Source organism: Curtobacterium herbarum, assembly GCF_016907335.1.
Classification (GTDB): domain Bacteria; phylum Actinomycetota; class Actinomycetes; order Actinomycetales; family Microbacteriaceae; genus Curtobacterium; species Curtobacterium herbarum.
The window spans coordinates 104,736-125,603 of the sequence record NZ_JAFBBT010000001.1; the positions used below are offsets into that span (position 1 = coordinate 104,736).

The 20,868-nt window shown below is 73.0% G+C and carries 22 protein-coding genes; 9 read left to right on the top strand and 13 right to left on the bottom strand.

Features of this window, described 5'->3' with window-relative positions; genetic code table 11:
* Positions 1 to 65: 65 nt before the first annotated feature.
* Both JOD51_RS16805 and JOD51_RS00575 read right to left on the bottom strand, forming a co-directional pair.
* The gene (locus JOD51_RS16805) at positions 66 to 950 is read right to left on the bottom strand and encodes an SGNH/GDSL hydrolase family protein (protein ID WP_204606585.1); all 885 of its coding nucleotides are present in this window, start codon (positions 948 to 950) and stop codon (positions 66 to 68) included.
* 125 nt (positions 951 to 1,075) lie between these two features.
* On the bottom strand, positions 1,076 to 2,056 hold the full coding sequence (locus tag JOD51_RS00575) for an aldo/keto reductase (protein WP_204606586.1): 981 nt from the start codon (positions 2,054 to 2,056) through the stop codon (positions 1,076 to 1,078).
* Positions 2,057 to 2,144: 88 nt separating this feature from the next.
* Between JOD51_RS00575 and JOD51_RS00580 the strand changes: the two genes are divergently transcribed.
* The 4 genes from JOD51_RS00580 to JOD51_RS00600 all read left to right on the top strand — a co-directional run bounded on the left by JOD51_RS00580 (position 2,145) and on the right by JOD51_RS00600 (position 6,359).
* Positions 2,145 to 3,125 carry an NAD-dependent epimerase/dehydratase family protein gene (locus JOD51_RS00580; RefSeq protein ID WP_204606587.1) on the top strand — a complete coding sequence of 327 codons (981 nt, stop codon included), beginning with the start codon at positions 2,145 to 2,147 and terminating at the stop codon, positions 3,123 to 3,125.
* 99 nt (positions 3,126 to 3,224) lie between these two features.
* Positions 3,225 to 3,527, top strand: a complete 303-nt coding sequence (locus JOD51_RS00585; protein WP_204606588.1) for a hypothetical protein — start codon at positions 3,225 to 3,227, stop codon at positions 3,525 to 3,527.
* 172 nt (positions 3,528 to 3,699) lie between these two features.
* Complete coding sequence (locus JOD51_RS00595) at positions 3,700 to 5,727, top strand: bacteriocin-associated integral membrane family protein (protein WP_204606590.1); 2,028 nt, start codon at positions 3,700 to 3,702, stop codon at positions 5,725 to 5,727.
* A gap of 17 nt (positions 5,728 to 5,744) precedes the next feature.
* Entirely contained in the window at positions 5,745 to 6,359 is a 615-nt protein-coding gene (locus JOD51_RS00600) for an ATP-binding cassette domain-containing protein (protein WP_204606591.1), read from the top strand.
* A gap of 218 nt (positions 6,360 to 6,577) precedes the next feature.
* On the opposite strand, the gene JOD51_RS00605 is transcribed toward JOD51_RS00600, so the two are convergent.
* From JOD51_RS00605 to JOD51_RS00615, 3 genes are all read right to left on the bottom strand, one after another.
* Positions 6,578 to 7,540 (bottom strand): diacylglycerol/lipid kinase family protein, encoded by a 963-nt coding sequence (locus tag JOD51_RS00605; RefSeq protein ID WP_204606592.1) that lies wholly within the window; start codon positions 7,538 to 7,540, stop codon positions 6,578 to 6,580.
* 14 nt (positions 7,541 to 7,554) lie between these two features.
* The gene (locus JOD51_RS00610) at positions 7,555 to 7,722 is read right to left on the bottom strand and encodes a hypothetical protein (protein ID WP_204606593.1); all 168 of its coding nucleotides are present in this window, start codon (positions 7,720 to 7,722) and stop codon (positions 7,555 to 7,557) included.
* A gap of 240 nt (positions 7,723 to 7,962) precedes the next feature.
* Positions 7,963 to 9,210, bottom strand: a complete 1,248-nt coding sequence (locus tag JOD51_RS00615; RefSeq protein ID WP_259558176.1) for an MFS transporter — start codon at positions 9,208 to 9,210, stop codon at positions 7,963 to 7,965.
* Positions 9,211 to 9,364: 154 nt separating this feature from the next.
* On the opposite strand from JOD51_RS00615, the gene JOD51_RS00620 reads away from it, so the two are divergent.
* Positions 9,365 to 10,432, top strand: coding sequence for an SDR family oxidoreductase (locus JOD51_RS00620; RefSeq protein ID WP_204606594.1), 1,068 nt, complete (start codon positions 9,365 to 9,367; stop codon positions 10,430 to 10,432).
* Between the two features lie 24 nt (positions 10,433 to 10,456).
* On the opposite strand, the gene JOD51_RS00625 is transcribed toward JOD51_RS00620, so the two are convergent.
* The gene (locus tag JOD51_RS00625; protein ID WP_204606595.1) at positions 10,457 to 11,575 is read right to left on the bottom strand and encodes a PQQ-dependent sugar dehydrogenase; all 1,119 of its coding nucleotides are present in this window, start codon (positions 11,573 to 11,575) and stop codon (positions 10,457 to 10,459) included.
* 231 nt (positions 11,576 to 11,806) lie between these two features.
* Here JOD51_RS00625 and JOD51_RS00630 point away from each other — a divergent pair, with 231 nt between their 5' ends.
* Together JOD51_RS00630 and JOD51_RS00635 are read left to right on the top strand one after the other, a co-directional pair.
* Entirely contained in the window at positions 11,807 to 12,208 is a 402-nt protein-coding gene (locus tag JOD51_RS00630; protein ID WP_204606596.1) for a (R)-mandelonitrile lyase, read from the top strand.
* A gap of 82 nt (positions 12,209 to 12,290) precedes the next feature.
* Positions 12,291 to 12,956: an SDR family NAD(P)-dependent oxidoreductase gene (locus JOD51_RS00635; RefSeq protein ID WP_204606597.1), complete on the top strand. Its 666-nt coding sequence runs from the start codon at positions 12,291 to 12,293 to the stop codon at positions 12,954 to 12,956.
* Positions 12,957 to 13,178: 222 nt separating this feature from the next.
* Here the strand turns inward: JOD51_RS00635 and JOD51_RS00640 are convergent, their stop codons facing one another.
* Positions 13,179 to 13,583: a sigma factor-like helix-turn-helix DNA-binding protein gene (locus tag JOD51_RS00640; protein WP_204606598.1), complete on the bottom strand. Its 405-nt coding sequence runs from the start codon at positions 13,581 to 13,583 to the stop codon at positions 13,179 to 13,181.
* Between the two features lie 8 nt (positions 13,584 to 13,591).
* Positions 13,592 to 13,810, bottom strand: a complete 219-nt coding sequence (locus JOD51_RS00645) for a type II toxin-antitoxin system HicA family toxin (RefSeq protein WP_204606599.1) — start codon at positions 13,808 to 13,810, stop codon at positions 13,592 to 13,594.
* Positions 13,811 to 14,192: 382 nt separating this feature from the next.
* Between JOD51_RS00645 and JOD51_RS00650 the strand changes: the two genes are divergently transcribed.
* Positions 14,193 to 14,477, top strand: coding sequence for a hypothetical protein (locus JOD51_RS00650; protein WP_204606600.1), 285 nt, complete (start codon positions 14,193 to 14,195; stop codon positions 14,475 to 14,477).
* A gap of 67 nt (positions 14,478 to 14,544) precedes the next feature.
* On the opposite strand, the gene JOD51_RS00655 is transcribed toward JOD51_RS00650, so the two are convergent.
* The 5 genes from JOD51_RS00655 to JOD51_RS00675 all read right to left on the bottom strand — a co-directional run bounded on the left by JOD51_RS00655 (position 14,545) and on the right by JOD51_RS00675 (position 20,336).
* On the bottom strand, positions 14,545 to 17,358 hold the full coding sequence (locus tag JOD51_RS00655; protein WP_204606601.1) for an FtsX-like permease family protein: 2,814 nt from the start codon (positions 17,356 to 17,358) through the stop codon (positions 14,545 to 14,547).
* On the bottom strand, positions 17,355 to 18,086 hold the full coding sequence (locus tag JOD51_RS00660; RefSeq protein ID WP_204606602.1) for an ABC transporter ATP-binding protein: 732 nt from the start codon (positions 18,084 to 18,086) through the stop codon (positions 17,355 to 17,357). The genes JOD51_RS00655 and JOD51_RS00660 overlap by 4 nt, the downstream gene beginning before the upstream one ends.
* A complete protein-coding gene (locus JOD51_RS00665; protein WP_239539743.1) occupies positions 18,083 to 18,673 on the bottom strand; it encodes a PadR family transcriptional regulator in 591 nt (196 codons plus the stop codon). The genes JOD51_RS00660 and JOD51_RS00665 overlap by 4 nt, the downstream gene beginning before the upstream one ends.
* 171 nt (positions 18,674 to 18,844) lie before the next feature.
* On the bottom strand, positions 18,845 to 19,726 hold the full coding sequence (locus JOD51_RS00670) for an aldo/keto reductase (RefSeq protein WP_111074079.1): 882 nt from the start codon (positions 19,724 to 19,726) through the stop codon (positions 18,845 to 18,847).
* A 73-nt stretch (positions 19,727 to 19,799) separates the two neighbouring features.
* Complete coding sequence (locus JOD51_RS00675) at positions 19,800 to 20,336, bottom strand: acyl-CoA thioesterase (protein ID WP_204606604.1); 537 nt, start codon at positions 20,334 to 20,336, stop codon at positions 19,800 to 19,802.
* Positions 20,337 to 20,431: 95 nt separating this feature from the next.
* On the opposite strand from JOD51_RS00675, the gene JOD51_RS00680 reads away from it, so the two are divergent.
* The gene (locus JOD51_RS00680) at positions 20,432 to 20,842 is read left to right on the top strand and encodes a hypothetical protein (RefSeq protein WP_204606605.1); all 411 of its coding nucleotides are present in this window, start codon (positions 20,432 to 20,434) and stop codon (positions 20,840 to 20,842) included.
* The last annotated feature ends 26 nt before the right edge of the window (positions 20,843 to 20,868 follow it).

Consider the following 20,868-nt stretch of genomic DNA (forward strand, 5'->3'; position numbering starts at 1 on the left):
GCACGCTGCCGTGCCGCCGTCGGGCGACCAGGTGCACACGGTCCGCCCGGGAGCTCGTCGGTGCGTCAGGCCCCGGCCGCGGTCGTGCCGGCGGCCGACGCGGCGGTGGTCGCCGAGTGGCCCGCGGCGACGATCGCCCGGGCGAGCCGCCGCGCGATCGCGGTGTTGGCCGCCGTCGTCGGGTGGATCCCGTCGAGCGTCGTTCCCGGGGTGTACGCGCCGTCTGCGGTGCGGACGGCGGCGAACGGGTCGACGACCGTCCAGCCGTGGTGCCGGGCGTCGCTCGCCAGGTCACGGTTCATCTCGGCGTTCCCGGTCCGCCGGTCGACGCCCCACAGGCTCGTCGTGTGGTCGGACGGCGGGGTGTCGACGACGAGGACGTGCGGTGCGCCGTCCCGGGCGACCAGGGCGTTGATCGCCGCGATCGTGTGGGCGGCCGGGACGTCCTGGTTGACGTCGTTCGTGCCGAGCTCGACGACCAGGACGTCGGCTCCGGGCACGGCGGGCATGAGCGCGGCGACCTGGCCGGCGCGGTAGCCGCTGTGGGCGTACCCGCCGAGAGCGTGGACGGCAGGATCGGCGGCGAGGTCGCGCAACCACGAACCGGGGCGAGCGGTGATCGAGTCTCCGGCGTACGCGAAGCGCACGGCACCGGGTGCTGCCGTACCGAGCGGCCCGGTCAGCACCTGGTTCGGCGTGTGGTCGAGTTCCCAGGTGCGCTCGGCGTCGACCCGGACGGTGCCCGCCGGGACGACGCCCGCTCCCCGCTCGTCGGGCGCACTCCCGACGACCGCCGGGTGTTCAGCCGCCGCGGCGATGCCCGGAACCACCACCACGCCCGCGCCGAGCAGGGCGGCAGCACCGAAGACCCCCGCGACGCACAGCGTGCGTCGGCGACGACCCGGACGGGGCTCGTGGACGCGGGGCTGACGGAGGGCACGTGGTTGCACGGCCTCACCGTAGGACCGACCGGCCCGCGCAGGCCGCGGGCCGGATGGGAAGTGGTCCCGCTTCCTGAGGCCCTTCCGAGCGGACCACAGGAACCCGGGACGTCAGCGGGCCCCGAGGCCGCCGGTCACCAGCGCTCGTGCACCGTCGCGCGGAACCACCGGTCGTAGAGCTCGTGCACGGTCGCGTCGAGGTCGTCCGGCAGGTCGAGGGACCCGGCGGCGGCGTTCGAGCGGGCCTGCTCGGCGTTCCGGGCACCCGGGATCGCGGCGGTCACGCCCTCCTGCGCGACCACCCACGCCAGCGCTGCCTGCGGGACGGAGACGCCCTCGGGCAGGGACGCGGCGAACTCCTGCGCCGCACGGACGCCGTCCTCGAACGGCACGCCACTGAAGGTCTCGCCCTGGTCGAAGGCCTGACCCTCCCGGTTGTAGGTGCGGTGGTCCTCCGGCACGAACGTCGTCTCGGTCGTGTACTTGCCGGTCAGCAACCCCGAGGCCAGCGGGACGCGCGCCAGGATCGCGACCCCGGCCTCCCGGGCGGCGGGCAGCACGCGGTCGAGCGGCTTGAGGCGGAACGCGTTGAGGATGACCTGCACGCTCGCGACCCCCGGGCGGGCGATCGCGGTGAGGGCCTGGTCGGCGGTCTCGACGCTGACGCCGTAGGCCGCGATGGAGCCGTCCGCGACCAGGGCGTCGAGGGCGTCGTGGACGGCGTCGTCGGCGAACACCGCGGTCGGCGGGCAGTGCAGCTGGACGAGGTCGAGCGTGTCCTGGCCGAGGTTCTCCCGCGACCGGTCCACCCACTGTCGGAAGTTCGCGGCCACGTAGTTCGACGGGACCTGGTCCACCCGGCGGCCCATCTTCGTCGCGACCGTCACCCCGGACTCCGGGTTCGCGGCGATCCAGCGGCCGATGAGCTGCTCGCTCCGGCCGTCGCCGTACACGTCGGCGGTGTCGAACAGGGTGGTGCCGGCCTCGGCGGCGGCGTCCATCACGGCGAAGGCGTCCTCGGCCGCGACCGGCCCCCAGTCACCGCCGAACTGCCAGGTGCCGAGTCCGATCACGGAGGTCTCACGGCCGGTACGGCCCAGTGTGCGTCGCTGCATGGGTTCGACGGTAGCCCCTGGTCGCCGGGCGGACGGTGGCATCGTCCGGTGCGCGTGGCGAGCGGGCGGCCGCGCGTACGGTGACGGCATGAGCAGACAGCGCGTCGTCGTCATCGGGGCCACCGGCCACATCGGCACCTTCCTCGTCCCCCGTCTGGTGCGTGCCGGCCACGACGTCATCACCATCAGTCGCGGCACCCGATCGGCGTACGTCGACGCCCCGGAGTGGCAGCAGGTCGAGCAGGTCACCGCCGACCGCGAGCAGGAGGACCAGGACGGCGTCTTCGGCGACCGCATCGTCGCGCTGCGCCCGGACGTCGTCGTCGACCTCGTCTGCTTCACCATCGAGTCCGCCACCGCGCTCGTCGACGCGCTCCGCGGCACCGACGTGCACCTGGTCCACTGCGGCTCGATCTGGCGCGCCGGACCCAGCGTCGTGCTGCCCGTCACCGAGGAGAACGCGATCCCGCCGGTGGGCGAGTACGGCACGCAGAAGGACGCCATCGCCCGGATGCTCCAGCAGGAGACCGCCGATGGGGGTGTCGCGACGACCTCGCTGCACCCGGGACACATCAGCGGCCCCGGCTGGGCGCCGATCGGCCCGGTCGGCAACCTCGACCCCGCCGTCTGGCGCACGCTGTCCGCCGGGGAGCCCCTGCTCGTGCCCGGCCTCGGTGCCGAGACGATGGCCCACGTCCACGCTGACGACGTCGCCCAGGCGTTCGAGCTCGCCGTCGAGCACCGCGACGCCGCGGTCGGCGAGGACTTCACCGTCGTCGCCCCCACCGCGCTGAACGTGCGCGGGTACGCGGCGCTCGCCGCGTCCTGGTTCGGCCAGGAGGCCCGGCTCGAGTCCGTCACGTGGGACCGGTTCCGCGCGGTCACCGTGGCTGAGTACGCCGACGCGAGCTGGGAGCACCTGTCGCGCAGCCACGTGTTCAGCACCGACAAGGCACGGCGGGTGCTCGGCTACGCGCCGCGGTACACGGCGGAGGAGACCGTGCTCGACGCGGTGCGGTGGCTCGTGGAGCACGGGCAGGTCGAGGTGGCGGGGGCGCTCGTCGTGTGAGAGCACCCCTGATCGACTGAAATACGGTGTACTTGACGTCAGTCGGATCGTGCTGGGACGCTCGGTCTGCCTCAACGGGGGGCAGGGAGAGAGACAGCGATGACGAACAAGAAGTCCGTACTGGCGAGCCTGGTGCTCGCGTCCGCGATCGCCGTCGGACCCGCGACCGTCGCGTCGGCATCACCGGTCGACGTGCTCGGATCCGGTTCCGAAGCGGGCGGCGTCCTGATGACGAGTGACGGGCCCGGCTCGACCGGTGAGACCCGCGGCAGCACGGCGCGGAAGGACGACGGCGGTGGCGGCAGCTTCTGGCAGTGGGGCGTCGGGAAGGACGACGCCTGGTCGAACTTCTTCCGAGAGCGTCGGTGCCACGGTGCCACGGCGCCACGGCCGTCGGCGTGAAGTCGAAGCGCGTCACCGGAGTGGCGGGCGGCAGGTACGCGCTCGCCACGGCACCGAAGGCCCGGAGCGGCAACAAGGCGTACTACCACAACTGCTGACCGGACAGCGGGGCGTTCGTGACGGAACGCCCCGCTCGCCGCCGCGGTCCCTCCGCGGTCCGGAAGGAGACTCCATGCGGATGCGATCAGTGCGTCTCGCCTACGTCATCCCGCCCCTCCTCGCCGTCGTCCTCGCCTTCCTCGGCTCGGTCCGGCTCAGCGAGTCGGGCGTGGTCGGCGTCTCGTCGGTCGTGACGGCGGCGGCAGAGGGCAGGACGACGTCCAACGGGCGGATCGCCTCAGCGCTGGAACACGTCGCTCGCCGACACCACGCCACGATCGTGCGGACCGTCGCCGACCGGTCTGCACCGACGGCCCGGCGCACCGTTCTGGTGACGAACGCGCCGGGGAGCGTCGGCACGGACTGGTTGCGTGACGGCTACACCGAGTTCTCCCGATCCGTCCGGACCACGGTGCGGCCGATGGCAGCGCTCGACCACCACGACCCTGTCGGCTCGTACGAGGTCATCGGTGGCGCCGCAGCCGAACACGCCACCGCGGCGGCGCTGCGCACCGCCGGTTTCACGACCAGTTCCGCAACCGTTCCCGCCCTGGACCGCCTCGGCGTGACCGGGGGCACCCAGGGCACGTCCGGACTCATCGGTTCACTCGTGCTCGGTTGCGTGACGCTCTGCCTCGCCGGGACGATCGGTGCTCCACGACGGACCGCGGTGCGCGGACTGCACGGCCGGAGCGCGGGTGTCATCGTCTGCACCGAGCTGTCGGAGGTCCGGGCGACCGTGCTCGTGGTCCTCGTCGGGGCGCCGGTCGTGGCACTCCTCCTCTGGCTCCACAACGGGCTGGCTTCGTGGACGACGTTCGCGACGGCAGCAGCGGTGTTCTGCGCCGCCCTGCTCGTCCCGGTCGTGGCAGCCACCGTCCTCGGGGCACTCATCGCCGCTCGGCAGCCCATCGCGGCCGGTCTCCGAGGAGCCCGGCCTGCAGGTGCGCTCGTCCTGCTGACCCAGGTCGCTCGACTCCCCGCGGTGCTGCTGGTGGTCGCCGCGGTGTTCGACCTCACGTCGGCGATCGCCGTGAGCAGATCAGGCTCCGACGACCGTGCGCTGCGAGCGGCCGGGGACGCCGTCCAGCTCTGGGTGACCCCGGACCCACGACCGGGATCCGACTCGCAGGACTACTGGGACCGGATCGGGGACTTCGTCGGCTCCGCACTCGAACGGCACGATGCCCTGCTCACCGCTGCGGTCGAGGTCGGTACGGGGACCGGGTCGGGGTCGGTGGCGGCACTGTTCGTCGACGAGGAGTACCTGCGCCACCAGGACCTCCGGGCGCAGAACGGTGAGCGCATCACGGCGACCGACGACCGCATCACGCTGTGGACTCCTCCAGGGGCTGAGCTGGACCGAACTGCGGTGACCCGCGCGGTGAGCGGATGGGAGCTACGGGGAGCGTCCGCAGCGCAACGACGTCACATCGGCGGTGGCTCCCTCCGATCGGCTGGGGTGTACACGTACGCGGGTGACTCGTCAGCCGTCTCCTGGTTGACCGACGCCGTGGTGGTGGTCGTCCCCGACGCCTCTGCCGTCTTCACAGCGGACCAACTGGGCGCCTGGTTGTCCACCGGCGATGTGGTCTTCACCTCCGAGTCCGCCGCCGACCGTGCCATCGAGGCCGCTGGTCTCGGCGACGACTTCAGCGCGGTCGTGTCGGTGGGTCAGGCGGCGGCAGATCGCCAGCGACAGGCCGCGACCATCGTCGACATCGGCATCCTCGCCGTCATCAGCGGTCTCGCGGCCGCCGTCACCCTCGCCCTGATCAGCACTGCGGCACAGCACCGGCGGCACGGCCGCAGGCTCTTCGCCGGCATCGCAGCCGGTCACTCGTCGCTGCGGGCCAACGGCGAGCTCATGCTGGTCGAGGGCCTGCTGCTGGGGGCTGGCGGCATCGCCGTCGTGAACCGATGGTGGCAGACACGACCTGACGGGTCCGGAGCCGTGTCGGCGCTCGATCCCGCTGCGCGCGCCGCCGGCCTGGGTGGCATCACCGCAGCCGCCGTGCTCGTGGTGCTCGCGGCGGTCGCCGCCGCCGTGGCCGCAGTCTCGACGCGCACGGTCGTCCGGTCCCGCGGGTGCGGCTCGTGATGATCCAGGTCGACCGTGTGACGAAGCACCGAGGCGGACGCCTGCTCTGGCGGGATCTGTCGTTCACGGTGGCCCGTGGTGAGGTGCTCGCGCTCACCGGGCCGAGCGGCTGCGGCAAGTCGACCCTGCTCGACTGCATCGGGCTCATCGACTCGCTGGATGCCGGGACGATCCACGTCGGTGGCACTGATGCGGGACGGAGCCGTCGACGGGCCAGACGACTCCGGCGTGACCACCTCGGCTACCTCTTCCAGGACTTCGGCCTCGTCCCGGACATGACGGTCGATGCCAACATCCGCATCGGGCGACCCGGTCGATCGCGAGGTGCCCGCCGGATGACGACCGCCGAGGCGTTGGAACGCGTCGGACTCGCGGGGCGCGGGAGTGACCGGGCGCACGACCTCAGCGGTGGTGAGCAGCAGCGTGTCGCACTCGCTCGCCTCGTCGTGAAGCAGCCGGACGTCATCCTGGCGGACGAACCGACGAGTGCACTCGACGACGACAACGCCCGGATGGTGCTCGACGCACTCGGCGACTTCGCATCGGCCGGAGCCGCGGTGATCGTCGCGACCCACGCGGCACCGGTCGCCGAGAGGGCCGCGACCGTCCTGCGGCTCGAGCGCACGTCGTGACACTGAGGCCGAGAACCCGCGTACCGTGCACTTGCTGCGCCGTGATCCCGAGTCACGGCTGCCGGGAGCGCCGCTCCCGGCCCGTCTTCGTTCAGCGTTGAACCCGACGTCGCGGCCCGAGGGCGCCCGCCCTGTCCACCGAACGCGGGGCGGGCGCCCTCACCCGACGATCACAGCGGGGGACCGGCCGGCGGCTGCCAGCCCGTCTCGTCGCGGCACTACGAGCGCAGCGTCAGCCCGTGGTGGTGCGTGGTGAGGGTGGCCGCACGAACGGTGCCGAACGGGTCGCCGTCGAGTTGGATGCGCTCCGGGGTGTCGAGCTCCAGGTGCAGGGTCCGAGCACGCGTGGTGGGGAGCGCTCGTGACGTCGGGAGCACCCGGGCGATGAGCCGTCCGAACCGGGTGCTGGAGAAGAACCGGTTCAGGGAGAGCGTGTAGCCGATCTTGGTCCACCCGAGCCAGCCCACGGGGCGGAACGCGACGGCGTCCAGGATGCCGTCGTCGGGTTCGGCCTGGGGCAGGAGCAGCACGCCGGCGGTGAGCGTGCCGCAGTTGCCGACGATGACCGTGTGCGCGTGCATCGTGCGGGTGGGGCCGGCGTCCAGGGCGTAGTGGACGGGGATCTGTCGGTTCCCGATGACGGATCGTGCGATCGGGTCGGAGTACGCGACCCACCCGAACCGCTTCTTCACCCAGGCGTTGGTGTCCGCGGCCATGCTCGCGTCGAGGCCGATGCCCGCCATCACGAGGAACGCGTTCGTGCTGGTCGCACCGTCCGCGTCGGTGAGTTCGGCGATCCCGACGTCGATCGGCCGGTCGGTTCCGGTGAAGGCTGCCCGCACGGCACCGGCGGTGTCGTTGCGGTGGAGGCCGAGGTTCCGGGCGAAGAGGTTGCCCGTCCCGCTCGGGATCAGCGACACCGGGATCCCGGTCCCGCGCAGTTCCTCGGCGACGACGCGCAGGGTCCCGTCTCCGCCCGCGACGAGGACCACGTCGGGAGCGGCATCGACGGCCGCGCGTGCTGCAGCGCGCCCGTCGTCGTCCGCGGCGGTCTCGAACCAGCCGGTCGGCGCCCAGCCGTTGCGGGCCGCCTCGGCGTCGACGAGCGCCCGGAGACGGCCGGGGTTGCCCTTGACCGGGTTGACGACGACCGCGGCTCGCTGGGGCGCAGGAGCGTTCATCCGCGTGTCGGCGGTCAGTTGGTGCGCTTGGCCTTGTTGCCGGAGCGACGGAGCGCGCCGAAGATCGCGGTCGCCAGGAACAGGACGATGCCGATGATGGCCAGCCAGACCAGCCCCTTCAGTGCGAAGCCGACGATGGACAGGATCAGCCAGATGGCGAGGAGGATGACGACGGTCTTCATGGGGTGTCCTTCGATGGGAGCTGAGTTGGGTGCCGACCTGGAACGAGGGGACCCGTCGGACAGCCCGTCGTGTCCGTCCACGCACCGTGCCGGTGCACCGGGCCAGGGGCTGCTGGGGACAACGCTAGGGCGGCGCGGGCGTGCGCGGCAACTCCGTGTGCCACGAGTCCCGCCGGCTGCTGCACGGTCGCCGGCCCGCGGACCGCGCCGCGTGACGAGTCGTCGGGGGCGAGCAGTCCCTCAGCGCCGACCGGCGCGCCCGTGCTCGGCCGTGCCGCCGCCGCCGCTCGGCAGCGCGAGCGCCCCGCGACGGTGGACCGCCCACACCGTGAGCGCGAACCCGAACAGGACGGCCCCGCCGATCGTGACCGCCGTCCAGCCGCCGAGTCCCCAGAGGACCGACGCCAGCGCGGAACCGACCGCACCTCCGATGAAGTTCCCCGTCACGAACGCCGTGTTGAGCCGACTCCGCGCAGCCGGGTCGATCGCGAAGAGCCGGGTCTGGTTGAGCACGTTCGCGGCCTGCACCCCGATGTCGAGCAGGAGGACCGCGACCAGGACGACCACGATCGACCGTGCTCCGAGCCCGGCGACGACCAGCGACACCAGCCCGAGGGCGAGCGCCGCCCCCGTCACCGGCACCGACAGTCCCCGGTCGTGCAGGCGGCCGACGCGCTGGGCGGCGACGGCACCGGCGAGCCCCACCAGACCGACCAGCCCGATCGCGGCCGGCGAGTACCCGAACGGTGCAGCACTCAGCAGGAACGTCAGCGCCGTCCAGAACATGGTGAAGACCGCGAACGCCGACGCGCCGAGCAGCAGGGTCACCCGCACGGCCCGGTGCTCCGCCACCGCTCGGAACACCGACCCGATGAGCCGCGGGTACGGCACCCGGTCGCGCCGTTCCAGGTGCGGGATCGCCCGGCGCAGCAGGACCGCGAGCACGAGGGCGGCGACCGCGGCGACGACGTAGATCGCGCGCCAGCCGGCCACCTGGGCGACCAGCCCGCTGACCGTCCGCGACACGAGGATGCCGGTGAGCATGCCGGACGCCACGGTGCCGACCACCCGACCTCGGGCGGTCGGGTCCGCCAGGTCACCGGCGAGCGGGGTGAGGAGCTGCCCGGCGACGGTCGTCAGCCCGACCAGGCCGAGGGCACCGAGCAGCACGCCGAACGCGGGTGCGACCGAGGCGAGCAGCAGCGCGACCGCCGACGCGACGAGCACCCCGGGGACGAGACGCCGACGGTCCAGGACGTCGCCGAGGGGGACGACCAGGAGGATCCCCAGCGCGTACCCGACCTGCGTCACGGTGACGAGCAACCCGGCCAGCGACGACGAGGCGTGCAGGTCCGCGGCGATCTCGTCGAGCAACGGCTGCGCCCAGTACAGGTTCCCGACCGCGGCGCCACCCCCGACGGCGAACAGGAGGGTGCGACCGGTCGTCATGCCGTGCGGTCCGGACGGGTTCGGGGTCTGCGCTGTCACCCACACGACGGTATGCGGACGCGACCACCCGTGGGAGGTGACACTCGTACCCCTGTCCGCACGGGCCTCCCGGCCGAGGGCCGCACGCGGGACGGAATGCACACAGCCGACAGGTGTTGTCTCCGGTTCACCGCCCTCCACCGGAAGGACCCGCATGACCGCGACCCCGCACGCCCTCGTCGTCGGCGCCACCGGCATCGCCGGATCGGCGATCGTCGACCACCTCGTCGCCGACGGCTGGACCGTCACCGCACTGTCCCGCCGCCCGGGAGCCGAACGGCCCGGCATCACCTGGCGCTCCGCGGACCTGCGTTCCGCCGAGTCGCTGGCCGCGACGCTGGCGGACGTCCCCGCCACCCACGTGTTCTTCACGGCGTGGTCACGCCAGGCGACCGAGGCCGAGAACATCGCCGTCAACGGGGGCATGGTCCGCGACCTGCTCGCCGCGCTCGCCGGCGCACCGGTGCAGCACGTGGCGCTGATGACCGGGCTGAAGCACTACCTCGGCCCGTTCGAGGCGTACGGGCAGGGCACGATGCCGGACACCCCGTTCCACGAGGACGAGCCGCGGCTGGACGTCGACAACTTCTACTACGCGCAGGAGGACGAGCTCTTCGCCGCCGCCGCGCGTCAGGGCTTCACCTGGTCGGTGCACCGCTCCCACACCGTCCTCGGGTACGCGGTCGGCAACGCCATGAACATGGGCCTGACCATCGCGGTCGCCGCTGCGATCAGCCGGCACACCGGCCGACCGATGGTGTTCCCCGGCAGCGAGACCCAGTGGAACGGCCTGACCGACGTCACCGACGCCGACCTGCTCGCCGCGCAGATGGTGTGGGCGGCCACGGACCCGGCCGGGGCCGACGAGGCGTTCAACACCGCGAACGGCGACGTCTTCCGCTGGCGCTGGATGTGGCCGCGGATCGCCGCGCACCTGGGCGTCGAGGCCGAGGGCTTCGACACCGCACCGCGCCCCTTCGAGGAGCAGATGGCCGACGCCGCACCGGTCTGGGCCGAGATCGTCGCCGAGCACGGCCTGGTCGAGCCCGACCTGGAGCGCCTGGCGTCCTGGTGGCACACCGACGCGGACCTCGGGCGGGACATCGAGGTGATGACCGACATGTCGAAGAGTCGGCTCGCCGGGTTCACCGAGCACCACCGGACGATCGACTCGTTCACCCGGCTGTTCGACCGGTACCGGGCGGAGCGGCTCGTCCCCTGAAGCCCGGCGTCCTGGCGAGGGACGTCAGGAGCCGGTGGTCAGCGGGACCTGCACGATCCGGTCGTCACCCGCGCCCGGGTCGCCGCGCCCGTCGGTGTTGTTCGTGACGAACCACAGGGTGTCGTCCGGCCCGGCCAGGACCGTGCGGATCCGGCCGTACTCCCCGGCGAAGTACTCCTCGGCGCTGCCGGGGTCGTCGACCGGCACACCGCGGAGCACCCGGCCCTGCAGGTTCGCGATGAACACCGTGTCACCGACGACGGCCAGACCGCTCGGACTGGCGTCGTCGGTGGCCCACTGCTGCACCGGGTCGACGAAGCCCTGGTCCTCGCCGCCGGTGCCCTCGACCTCGGGCCAGCCGTAGTTGCTGCCCGGCTCGATGACGTTGAGCTCGTCGCGGCGGTCCTGCCCGAACTCGGAGGCGAACATCGTGCCGTCCGCACTCCACCCGAGGCCCTGCACGTTCCGGTGCCCGAGGCTCCAGACGGGGGAGTCCGGGAACGGGTTGTCGTCCGGCACGTCGCCGTCCGGGGTCAGCCGCAGGATCTTGCCGGCGAGCGAGTCCTGGTCCTGCGCGTCCTCGCTCGCGCCGGCGTCCCCGACGCTGGCGTAGAGCATGCCGTCGGGGCCGAACGCGATCCGGCCGCCGTCGTGGAAGGTGTTCGCGGGCAGGTCGTCGATCAGGGTCGTCGCGTCCCCGAGCGTGTACGAGCCGGTCGAGCCCCGCAGGTCGTAGCGCTCGATCCGGTTGCCGTCCTCGCCGGTCGAGTAGACGAACAGGTCGTCGTCGTGCAGGGCGAGGCCGAGCAGGCCGCCCTCGCCGCCGTGCCGGACGCCGGGGACGGTGCCCACGGTGCGGGTGTCACCGCCGGCCGACAGCTCCAGCACCTTCGCGGAGTCGCGCAGGCTGACGAGCGCGTCGGCACCGTCACCGGTGCGCACGACGGACCAGGGCGCCTCCAGTCCGGTGACCACGTCGGTCGTCGCACCGTCCGGCGCGACCTGTCCCGTCGCCAGGTCCGCCGGGGCGGAGGCCCGGGGTGCGCCCGACGGGTCGCTCCGGTCGTCGCCGGTGCAGGCGGTGAGGGCGAGGGCGACGAGCGCGACGCTCGCGGCCGCGACGGTACGACGGGTCTGCGCCATGGGGTGCCTCCGGGGTGGGTGTCGACCGATTGCACCCCGCGGAGGTGCGGAGGGGCTGGGCGTCTGCGGGTCGCGGACACGACACGGACATGCTCGTCGTGGGGGTGACCGTCCCCGCTCGGTCCGGCGTGTGGATCCCGGCGCGGACGCCGCAGCTCTCGACGCGCTCCCGCCGAGGGGTGTCCGGCCAGGGCCTCCCCGCGCCGACCCGATCGTCCTACCGTCGACGGCATGCAGATCGATCCGAAGCAGCCCACCACGAAGAACCCGCCCGAGATGTTCGCCGGCGACGTCTGGCTCGACCCGATCGCGGCGCCGAGGGAGCCTGGGCAGACGATGACCGTCGCGATGGTCCGGTTCACGCCGGGAGCCCGCACCGCCTGGCACTCGCACGCCAAGGGGCAGACGCTGCACGTCACCGACGGCGTCGCCCTCGTCGGCACGCGGGACGGTCGGGTCGTCGAACTCCACCCCGGCCAGACGCTGTACACGCCCCCGGGTGAGGAGCACTGGCACGGCGCGACCCCCGACGACTTCACGGCGCACCTGGCGATGCTCGACAACGCCCAGGACCCCGCGACGACGACGACCTGGCTCGAGCACGTCGCCGACGACGAGTACCACCGACCCTGACCGACCCGGCCACCGACCCCGGGCTGCCGCACCGGGCCGCCTGGTTCAGTGGACCGACCACCAACCGTCCCCGGAGGACCACATGACCACCATCGCCATCGTCGGCGCCGGCAAGGGCCTCGGGCTCGCCGTCGCGGAACGCTTCGCCCGCGAGGGCTTCGCCGTCGCCCTGATCTCCCGCAACCAGGCACGACTCGACGACCTCGCCGCCTCGCTCCGTGCGGAGGGCCACCAGGCGGCCGGCTTCGCCGCGAACGTCCGCGACGGTGACTCGCTCCGCCACGCGCTGGAGCAGGCCACCGAGCAGCTCGGCCCGATCGAGGTGCTGCAGTACAGCCCGCTGCCCGCCAAGGAGTACATGCGGCCGGTCCTCGAGACGACTGCCGAGGACCTCGTCGGCCCGATCGAGTTCTCCGTCTACGGCTCGGTCACCGCCGTCCGCCAGGTCCTGCCCGGCATGCGCGCACTCGGCCACGGCACGATCCTGTTCGTCAACGGCGGCAGCGCGGTCCGCCCGGGAGCCCGCGTCACCGGCACCTCGGTCGCGTTCGCCGGCGAGACCGCGTACGCGCAGCTGCTGCACGACGCGGTCCGCGACGAGGACGTCCACGTCGGCCAGCTCATCATCCCGTTCGGCATCGACGACGGCCAGGACGACCACTCGGGGCAGTCGATCGCCGAGCGTCTCTGGGCGATCCACACCGAGCGCGGCGACTTCCGCACCTACGCGGAGCCGCTGCCCGAGTGACCCCCCGACGGACGGGAGGCGCGGTGCCGGACCGCCCCGCGCCTCCCGTCCAGCGACGGCCCGCGGCCGGCAGCCCGCTGGCGGCAGCCCGCTGGCGCGGACCGGCGCCGCACAACGGCAACCGGCTCGAACCGCGGCCTCCCGTGGTTCGAGCCGGTTCCCGTTGTGCCCGTCCCGACCGCACCGGGTCACGCACCGCACCGGCCACCAGCCGGCTGCCCCTCACACCGGGGCGAGTTCGCGCCCGTTCGCCTGCTCGATGCGGTGCACGCGCTGTTCCGAGAGGCCGAGGGCTGCTGCCGCTTCCTTGTAGGTCCACTTCTGGTCCCGGAGGGCATGGACGACGGCGCGGCTCTCGGCCGCTGCGGCCAGTTGTTCGGCCGCGGCTCGGGATGCACGCTCCCGTGCCGCACGCCACTTCGCCTCGAGCTCTTCGGGCAGGCCGACGCTGATCTCGACCCGGACCGCGGTGGGGTCGACGTCGAGCACGAGCCCCGCGACCTCCTGCGCCACGTCCTGGACCTCGCCGAGGCTCCGAGCCTGTCCGGTGACGTCGAGCGCGGGGACCTCGACGGTCCACCAGCGCCCGTCCTTCCGCGCGACGGCTGCGTACGTGATGTCGGTCATGGTCTCTCCTATCGCCAGTTGTCGGGTGCGGTCGGGAGCTTGCGCAGGAGCTTGCCGACCACGCCGGCGCTGATCTCGCCACCGGGACCGTGGTTGCTCACGACCTCGTACACGGAGCCGTCCGGCGGACCCCACAACTCGTGCGACCCCTTGCCGGACCGCAGCAGGATCCATCCGTTCGCACGGAGGACCCTCACGACGTCCCGGTACTTCTGTGGCTTCGGCATGCAGCGTAATCTACCGGGGGGTGAGGTGTCCATCAGCCCCCTGTTGACAACTGTGGAACGGCTTCCGGGAGGCGCGGTGCCGGACCGCCCCGCGCCTCCCGTCCGCCGGCCCGCTGGCGCGGACCGGCGCCGCACCTCCCGTCCGCCCCGGCCCGGCCTGCCCCGCGCCTCCCGTCCGGCGTCGGCCCGCTGGCGCGGACCGGCGCCGCACAACAGCAACCGGCTCGAACTGCGGGTTCCCGTGGTTCGAGCCGGTTCCCGTTGTGCCCGTCCCGACCGCGCCGCGGGCGACCGCACCGCGCGCGCACCGCGGCCGCGCCGGCCGCCGCACTGCCCGCCGCCACCGGTGGCCCTCCGGCCACCCGCGGGCTACCGTGGGCGCATGCGACGCAGGGACCGTGCGACGGGCGACACCGCGCTGACGGTCGACGAGGCCACCGCGATCACCGAGCACGCCGAGAACGGCAACCTCGACATGGAGGACCCGGAGGTCCGCCGCCTGGTCGGCGAGGCGAACCGCCTGCTCGTCCGCGCCGGGGTCTGGGGCATCGCGGAGGGTCCGCGGCAGCGGCGCCGGCGCCGCCTCCTGGCGGTCGGCGCCTCCGTGCTCGTGCTCTCCTGGCTGGCCGGGCTGTTCCTGCCGCTGCTCGTCAGGCTCACCGAGTAGCGGGCCGCGACCGCAGACCGGACGGGAGGCGCGGTGCCAGCGGGCACCGCGCCTCCCGTCCGCCGCTTCAGGCCGTCCGCCGCACCGCGACCCGCCGCCGACGCCCGGCCACGGCCCACACCCCGGCGGTGACCAGGAGCGGCAGCCCGATCGCGAGCACGACGAGCGAGGTCGGGTCCGGCGCGAACGGCAGGTGCGAGACCCCGAGCGGCGTCGGCGTGAACCGCAGCGTGAGCGCACGGAGCGGCAGCATCCCGAGCGCGACCCCGATCAGCGAGCCGACCAGCGTGAGCACCGCGGCCTGCCAGGTGGAGACCCGACGACGGACTCCGGGGGAGGCGCCGATCGCGTCGAGGACCTCGTCGTCACGGCGACCGTCGGCCCGGGCCAGGCCGATCGCGACCGTCGTGGCCCCGAGCGTGACGATGCCGGCGAGCAGGACGACGACCAGGGCGATCGGGCGGAACGGGTCCTGCGGTCCGGCCTCGACGGTGAACGACGGGTACCAGGTCTCGGCCTGCTGCCCGGCGGCGGCCTGCCAGGTGGCGGCGAGGGCGTCCGAGCGTTCCGTCGACATGCCGTCGGGGAAGCTGCCGACCAGGTAGTTCCGCGCGGTCTCCAGACCGTGCCGTGCGGCGCCCTGCGGGGTGAGGAACACCGCGATCTGCAGCGGCTGGTCGGTGTGCTCGACCACGGCCGGCACGGTCCTGGTGTGCAGGGGCTCGCCGGTCGGCTGCTGCCCGGACATCGTGAACTCCGAGGCCTTCCGGGTGTCGAACCGGACGACGCCGTCCCGGACGAACTCCGGACGCACGGCGACGGCGTCCCCGCGGTCCAGGGCTGCGCGGGCAGCTCGGGACGGCCGGTGGCCCAGGAGGACGCCGAGGTCGTCGGCGCTGCCGGTCAGGACGTGCGGGCTGCGGCTGTCCGGTCCGGTCAACCACGCCGAACAGGGGCCGCTGCCCACTCCGGCGCAGTCGGGTCGGTGGACGTCGACGGGCAGGGTGACGGGATCGCCGTCCGGACGGTTCTCGATGCTCGCCCCGAGCACGCGGACGTGCGCCTCCGGGACGACCTGGCGCACGACGCGCACCGCCCGCTGGGTGAGGTCGGCGTCCGGCGCGCCGTCGGTGTCGGTGACCGTCGTCGTGCCGACGCCCACCGCGGTCCGGAACGCGTACTGCTCGTTGTTCTGGGTCGACTGCGACGCCGTGAAGGTCAGGACGACGGTGGCGACGAACACGACGCTCATCACGCTCGCGAGCACCGGCACGGTCCGGACCGGGTTGCGGACGGCGTCCCGCACGGCGATCCGGGCGGGCAGGCCGAAGCGTTCGCCGACGCGGGCGACCACGCCGAGCAGCCGGCGGGCGGCCAGGACGACGCCGAGTTGCGCCAGGCAGGGCCCGAGGGCGACACCGGCACCGACGACGAGGGCCAGGTGGTCCTCCTGCACGGGACGGGCGTTGAGCGCGAGGACGACGACGCCGCACACCAGGGTCATCGCGATCCCGACGACGGCGAGCACCGGTCCGGCCGCCGCCGCCCAGCGCCGCCGGGAGACCGGGGCCGGACGGGTGGCTCCGCGGAGGGCACTGTCGACGTCCACGCGGCTGGCGCTCCGGGCGGCGACGAGCGACGCCGCCCACCCGGCCAGGACGCCGAGCGCCAGGACGGCCAGCAGCACCAGCCAGGGCAGGTGCACGCCCGGGTACTGCGACCGATCGCCCGAGTCGAGCAGGTGGAACGCGACGACGCCGCCGACGACGCCGAGTGCGGTCCCGACGGCCGCGCCGACGGCACCGAGCACGAGCCCGGACGAGGACACGACGGTGAACAGGAAGCGCCGGTCCCCGCCCACGCTGGCGAGCACCGCGTGGGTCCGGGTGTCGGCGCGGGAGCTGACCAGGAAGGCCGCTGCGGCGAGCAGTCCGACCTCGAAGAGCGCGAACACCCCGGCGAGCCCCACGTAGCCGTAGTTGACGAGGGACCCGGCCCCGCGCGTGCTCTGGCTCGGGAACGGTGGGTCGAGCACGACGGCACGCGACTCGACCAGGATGCCGTGGTCGTTGTACCGCTGGATCTCCGGCCACGTGATGCTGCGGTCGGGCAGGAACACCTGCGCGGTGCCGTCGTCCGTGAGCCCGAGCGAGCCCCACTCCCCGAAGACCGCGAGGGTCGATGCGGGCTGCCCGAGGTCGCGGAGCGTCCCGACGACGGTGACCTGCCGCTGCACGGGGTCGTCCAGCTCGAGGGTCTGGCCGATGGCGATGTGCAGCCGGTCGAGGGTCGCCGGGGTGACGAGGACCTGGTCCCCGGACTTCGGGACACCGCCGTCGAGGTGCTCCCAGTGCCCCTGCAGTGCGCCCGCCCAGGTCTGCCCCTCGACGGCGTTCACCGTGACCGGGACCTTCGGGCCGCTGACGACGGCGGTGCCCTGCCGGACCGGGATCGACGCCGCACCGTCGGGCACGGAGTCGAGCAGATCGGGTGTCGGGAAGGCGCTGGCGTCGGCGTCGGAGGAGTCCGGACGGTCGTAGTACCGATCGAGCGGACTGTGCTTCCGGATGGTCGACGTGTACCGGTCGACCGGGTCCTGCCGCATGCCGGCGAGGTCGGGGCCGTTCGCCTCGAGCATCGCCGCGGACCGTCCGAGCTCGACGCTCAGGCGGTCCTGGGTGCTCGGGCTGGTCGACGCGACGAGCACTCCGCCCGCGGCCAGGCCGGCGATCGGCAGCCCGATGAGCGCGGCGACGAGCACGGCCCGCCCGGGGCGGGCGAACGCCAGCCGGCGGGCCAGCAGCAGTGCCGGCCGGACGGCGAACGGGGTGCGGCTGCGGATCGTCGGGCGGTGCGTGTCCCGACGGGGCCGCTCGCTCACGGTCGCTCCTGCGCGTCCGTCAGGGCCAGCTCGACGCCGGCGTACGACGACTCGTCGACGATGCGGCCGTCGCGGAGGAACACGATGCGGTCCGCCCACGCGGCGTGCCGGGCGTCGTGCGTGACGAGCAGGGCGCCCGCGCCGGAGTCGACGTGGCGGCGGAGCATGCGGAGCACGACCTCGCCGGTCTGCGAGTCGAGGGCGCCGGTCGGCTCGTCGGCGAGGACGAGCTTGCGGTCCCCGACGACCCCACGGGCGATGGCGACGCGCTGCCGCTGCCCGCCGGAGAGGTCGTCCGGCCAGGCGTCCAGCCGGTGGCCGAGTTCGACGCTCTCGAGCGCGAGCTCCGCCGCCTTCCGCGCACGCCCGGTGCGCCAGCCGTCGAGCTCCAGCGGCAGCGCCACGTTCTCGACCGCGGTCAGCGAGGGGATGAGGTTGAAGTCCTGGAACACGAACCCGAGCACGCGTCGCCGCAGTGCCGCGAGTTCGCGGGCCGGGCGGTCGGACACCCACTCGCCGTCGATGCGGACCTCGCCGCTCGTCGGGGGCATCAGGGTTCCGGCGACCGACAGCAGCGTCGACTTGCCGGAGCCGGAGGTGCCCATCACGGCCACCATCTCGCCCGGACGGATCGTCAGGTCGACACCGGCCAGGGCGGTCACCGCCTGGGCGCCGCTGCCGTACTGCACGGCGACGGCGTCGAGTTCGAGCAGTGCGGTCGTGGTCATCGGACGACCCCGGTGCCGCGGCGGCCGGTCGGCTCGCTGCCGTACACGTCCTCGTCGTCGGGGGTGTCGGCCGTCGCTCGGGGAGCGGGCTGGTAGCGGATGACGCTCGACTCGACGTGGTCGAGCCACCGCACCTCGGACTCCGCCTGGAACACCATCGACTCGAGGACGAGCGACCACGCCAGCTCCGTCGCCGGGTCCGTCGTGCGCTTCAGCCGGGTCAGGTCCTGCAGCGCCCGGAGTGCCGCGGTCCGCTGCACCTGCACGAGGCGCTGGACGTCCACGCCCGGCACGGTCACCGCGATGGCGAACTTGATCGCGAGCTCGTCGCGTCCGCGCTTCGCCGGCACCGGTTCGCTGAACCAGCGGTCGACCGCCTCGCGTCCCGCGTCGGTCGCCGTGTAGACGACGTGTCCGTCGCCGTCGGCGTCGCCGCGGGTCGCGAGGCCGTCGCGCTCCAACCGGTCGAGCGTCGTGTAGACCTGGCCGATGTTCAGCGGCCAGCTGCCCCCGGTCCGGTGCTCGAACTCCCCCCGGAGCTGGTAGCCGTAGCCCGGCTCGGCCACCAGCAGTGCGAGTACGCCCATGCGAACGCTCATCGTTCCCTCTCGACCCCGCGGAGCGCTTCCCCTCGGGCATACCGAGTATGCACATACCCGGTATGGGTGGGCAAGGGAACGACGCGAACATCATCCGGACGACGGACGGGAGGCTCCCCACCGGACCGGTGGGGAGCCTCCCGTCGTGCAGTCGGTGCGTCAGCTGTGCAGCTTCGACAGCTCCTGGAACTCGTCGTCGCTGAGCTCGATCGTCGCGCCCTGCAGGTTGTCCTCGAGGTGGTCGACGCTCGACGTCCCCGGGATCGGCAGCATCACGGGCGACCGCTTGAGCAGCCAGGCCAGCGCGACCTGCGCCGGAGTGGCGTCCTTCTGCTTCGCCAGCTCGGTCAGCGGCGAGTCGGTACCCGTCAGCCCGCCGGTCGCGAGCGGGAACCACGGGATGAACCCGATGCCCTGCTGCTCCGACCAGTCCAGGAGCTCCTCGGCCGAACGGTCGGTCAGGTTGTAGAGGTTCTGCACGGAGACGATCGTGGCGATCTCCTGTGCGGCCTTCACGTCGTCGACGGAGACCTCGGACAGGCCGATGTGGCGGATCTTGCCCTCGTCCTGCAGCTTCTTGAGCTCGCCGATCTGGTCCTCGAGCGGGACCTTCGGGTCGATGCGGTGCAGCTGGAACAGGTCGATGCGCTCCAGGCCCAGGCGGCGGAGGCTCATCTCGGCCTCCTGACGCAGGTACTCCGGGCGGCCGACCGGCGGCCACTCGTTCGGGCCGGTGCGGGTCAGGCCGGCCTTCGTCGCGATGACGACGTCGTCGCCGTAGGGGTGCAGCGCCTCCTTGAGGAGCTCCTCGGCGACGTAGGGGCCGTACGAGTCGGCGGTGTCGAAGAAGTTCACGCCGAGCTCGACGGCACGCTTGAGGACGCGGATCGCCTCGTCGTGGTCCTTCGGCGGTCCCCACACGCCGGGGCCGGTGAGCTGCATGGTGCCGTAGCCGAGGCGGTTGACCTCGAGGTCCCCGCCGATGCGGAAGGTTCCGGATGATGCGGCCGGACGGTTCGTGGTGTCGGTGCCAGTGGTCATGTACCCGGTCTACGCCTGCCCGGCACCACGCTCCTGAGGGTCCACCCGGCGACGGGGGTACGACAGGGGCGGCTCAGCCCCGGTCGTCGCTGCTGATCCGGACGGCCTCCGCCCACGCCGACACCCAGGCCGGCAGGGTCAGGTCGCGAGGCGACCCACCGGTCGCCGCGAGCACCTCGTCGGGCGGCACCGAGCCTCCCGTCTGACGCAGGAACCGGGCCTGCACCACCGCACGCGCCACGACGTCCCCGCGGCGGACGAACGTCTGCTCCAGGTACACGGCACGCTCGTCCACACCGAGCACCCGCGACCGCAGCTCGAAGCGCTGCCCGAGCGTCAGCGACCGCTTGTAGGTGATCGTCTGCGCGGCGACGACCGAGTACCAGCCGCGCTCGCCGTAGACCCGCCACGCACCCGATCGGAGCAGCAGCTCGAGGCGGCCGAGGTCGAGCAGGGACAGGTACTTGCCGTTGTTGACGTGCCGGAGCGGGTCCAGATCGGTCAGTGCCACGCGGAACGGCGTGCGCGACTCGTCCCAGAGCGACAGCCGGCGGCGGGGCGTCAGACGCACCCGCAGGGTCAGCAGCAGGAGCCGGAAGGTCAGGTTCACGGCACGATCCGACCACGCGGAGATCGGACATCAGGGCTTTCGGAGACTACCTTCAGGTTCTACCGGCTCGCCCGAGCCACGAAGGGAACCATCCGATGAGCACCAACTCCGCCACCGGTCGTCCGACCACCGTCACCGTCTCGTTCGTCCTCTGGCTCATCACGGTGGTCCTCGGGATCATCAGCGGCGTCGTCGGGATCATCGGCGCCGGTTCGTCACCGCAGGTCCAGGCGCAGACCGAGGGCCAGGGTGCCGCGGTGGGCGCAGTGGTCGTCGTCGCCGCCGTGTTCGCGATCATCGTCGCGATCGTCGAGCTCATCATCGTCTTCAAGATGCGCGACGGCCGGAACTGGGCACGCATCGTGCTGCTCGTGCTCGCGATCCTGCAGTTCCTGGGCATCTTCGGGGCCTTCTCGGTCCTCGGCACGATCGGCGTCATCGCCGTGGTCGTGGCCACCGTGCTGATGTTCCTCCCCAGCTCGAACGGGTACTTCCGCAAGCACTGATCTCCAGCTCGCACCACCCGACGGAC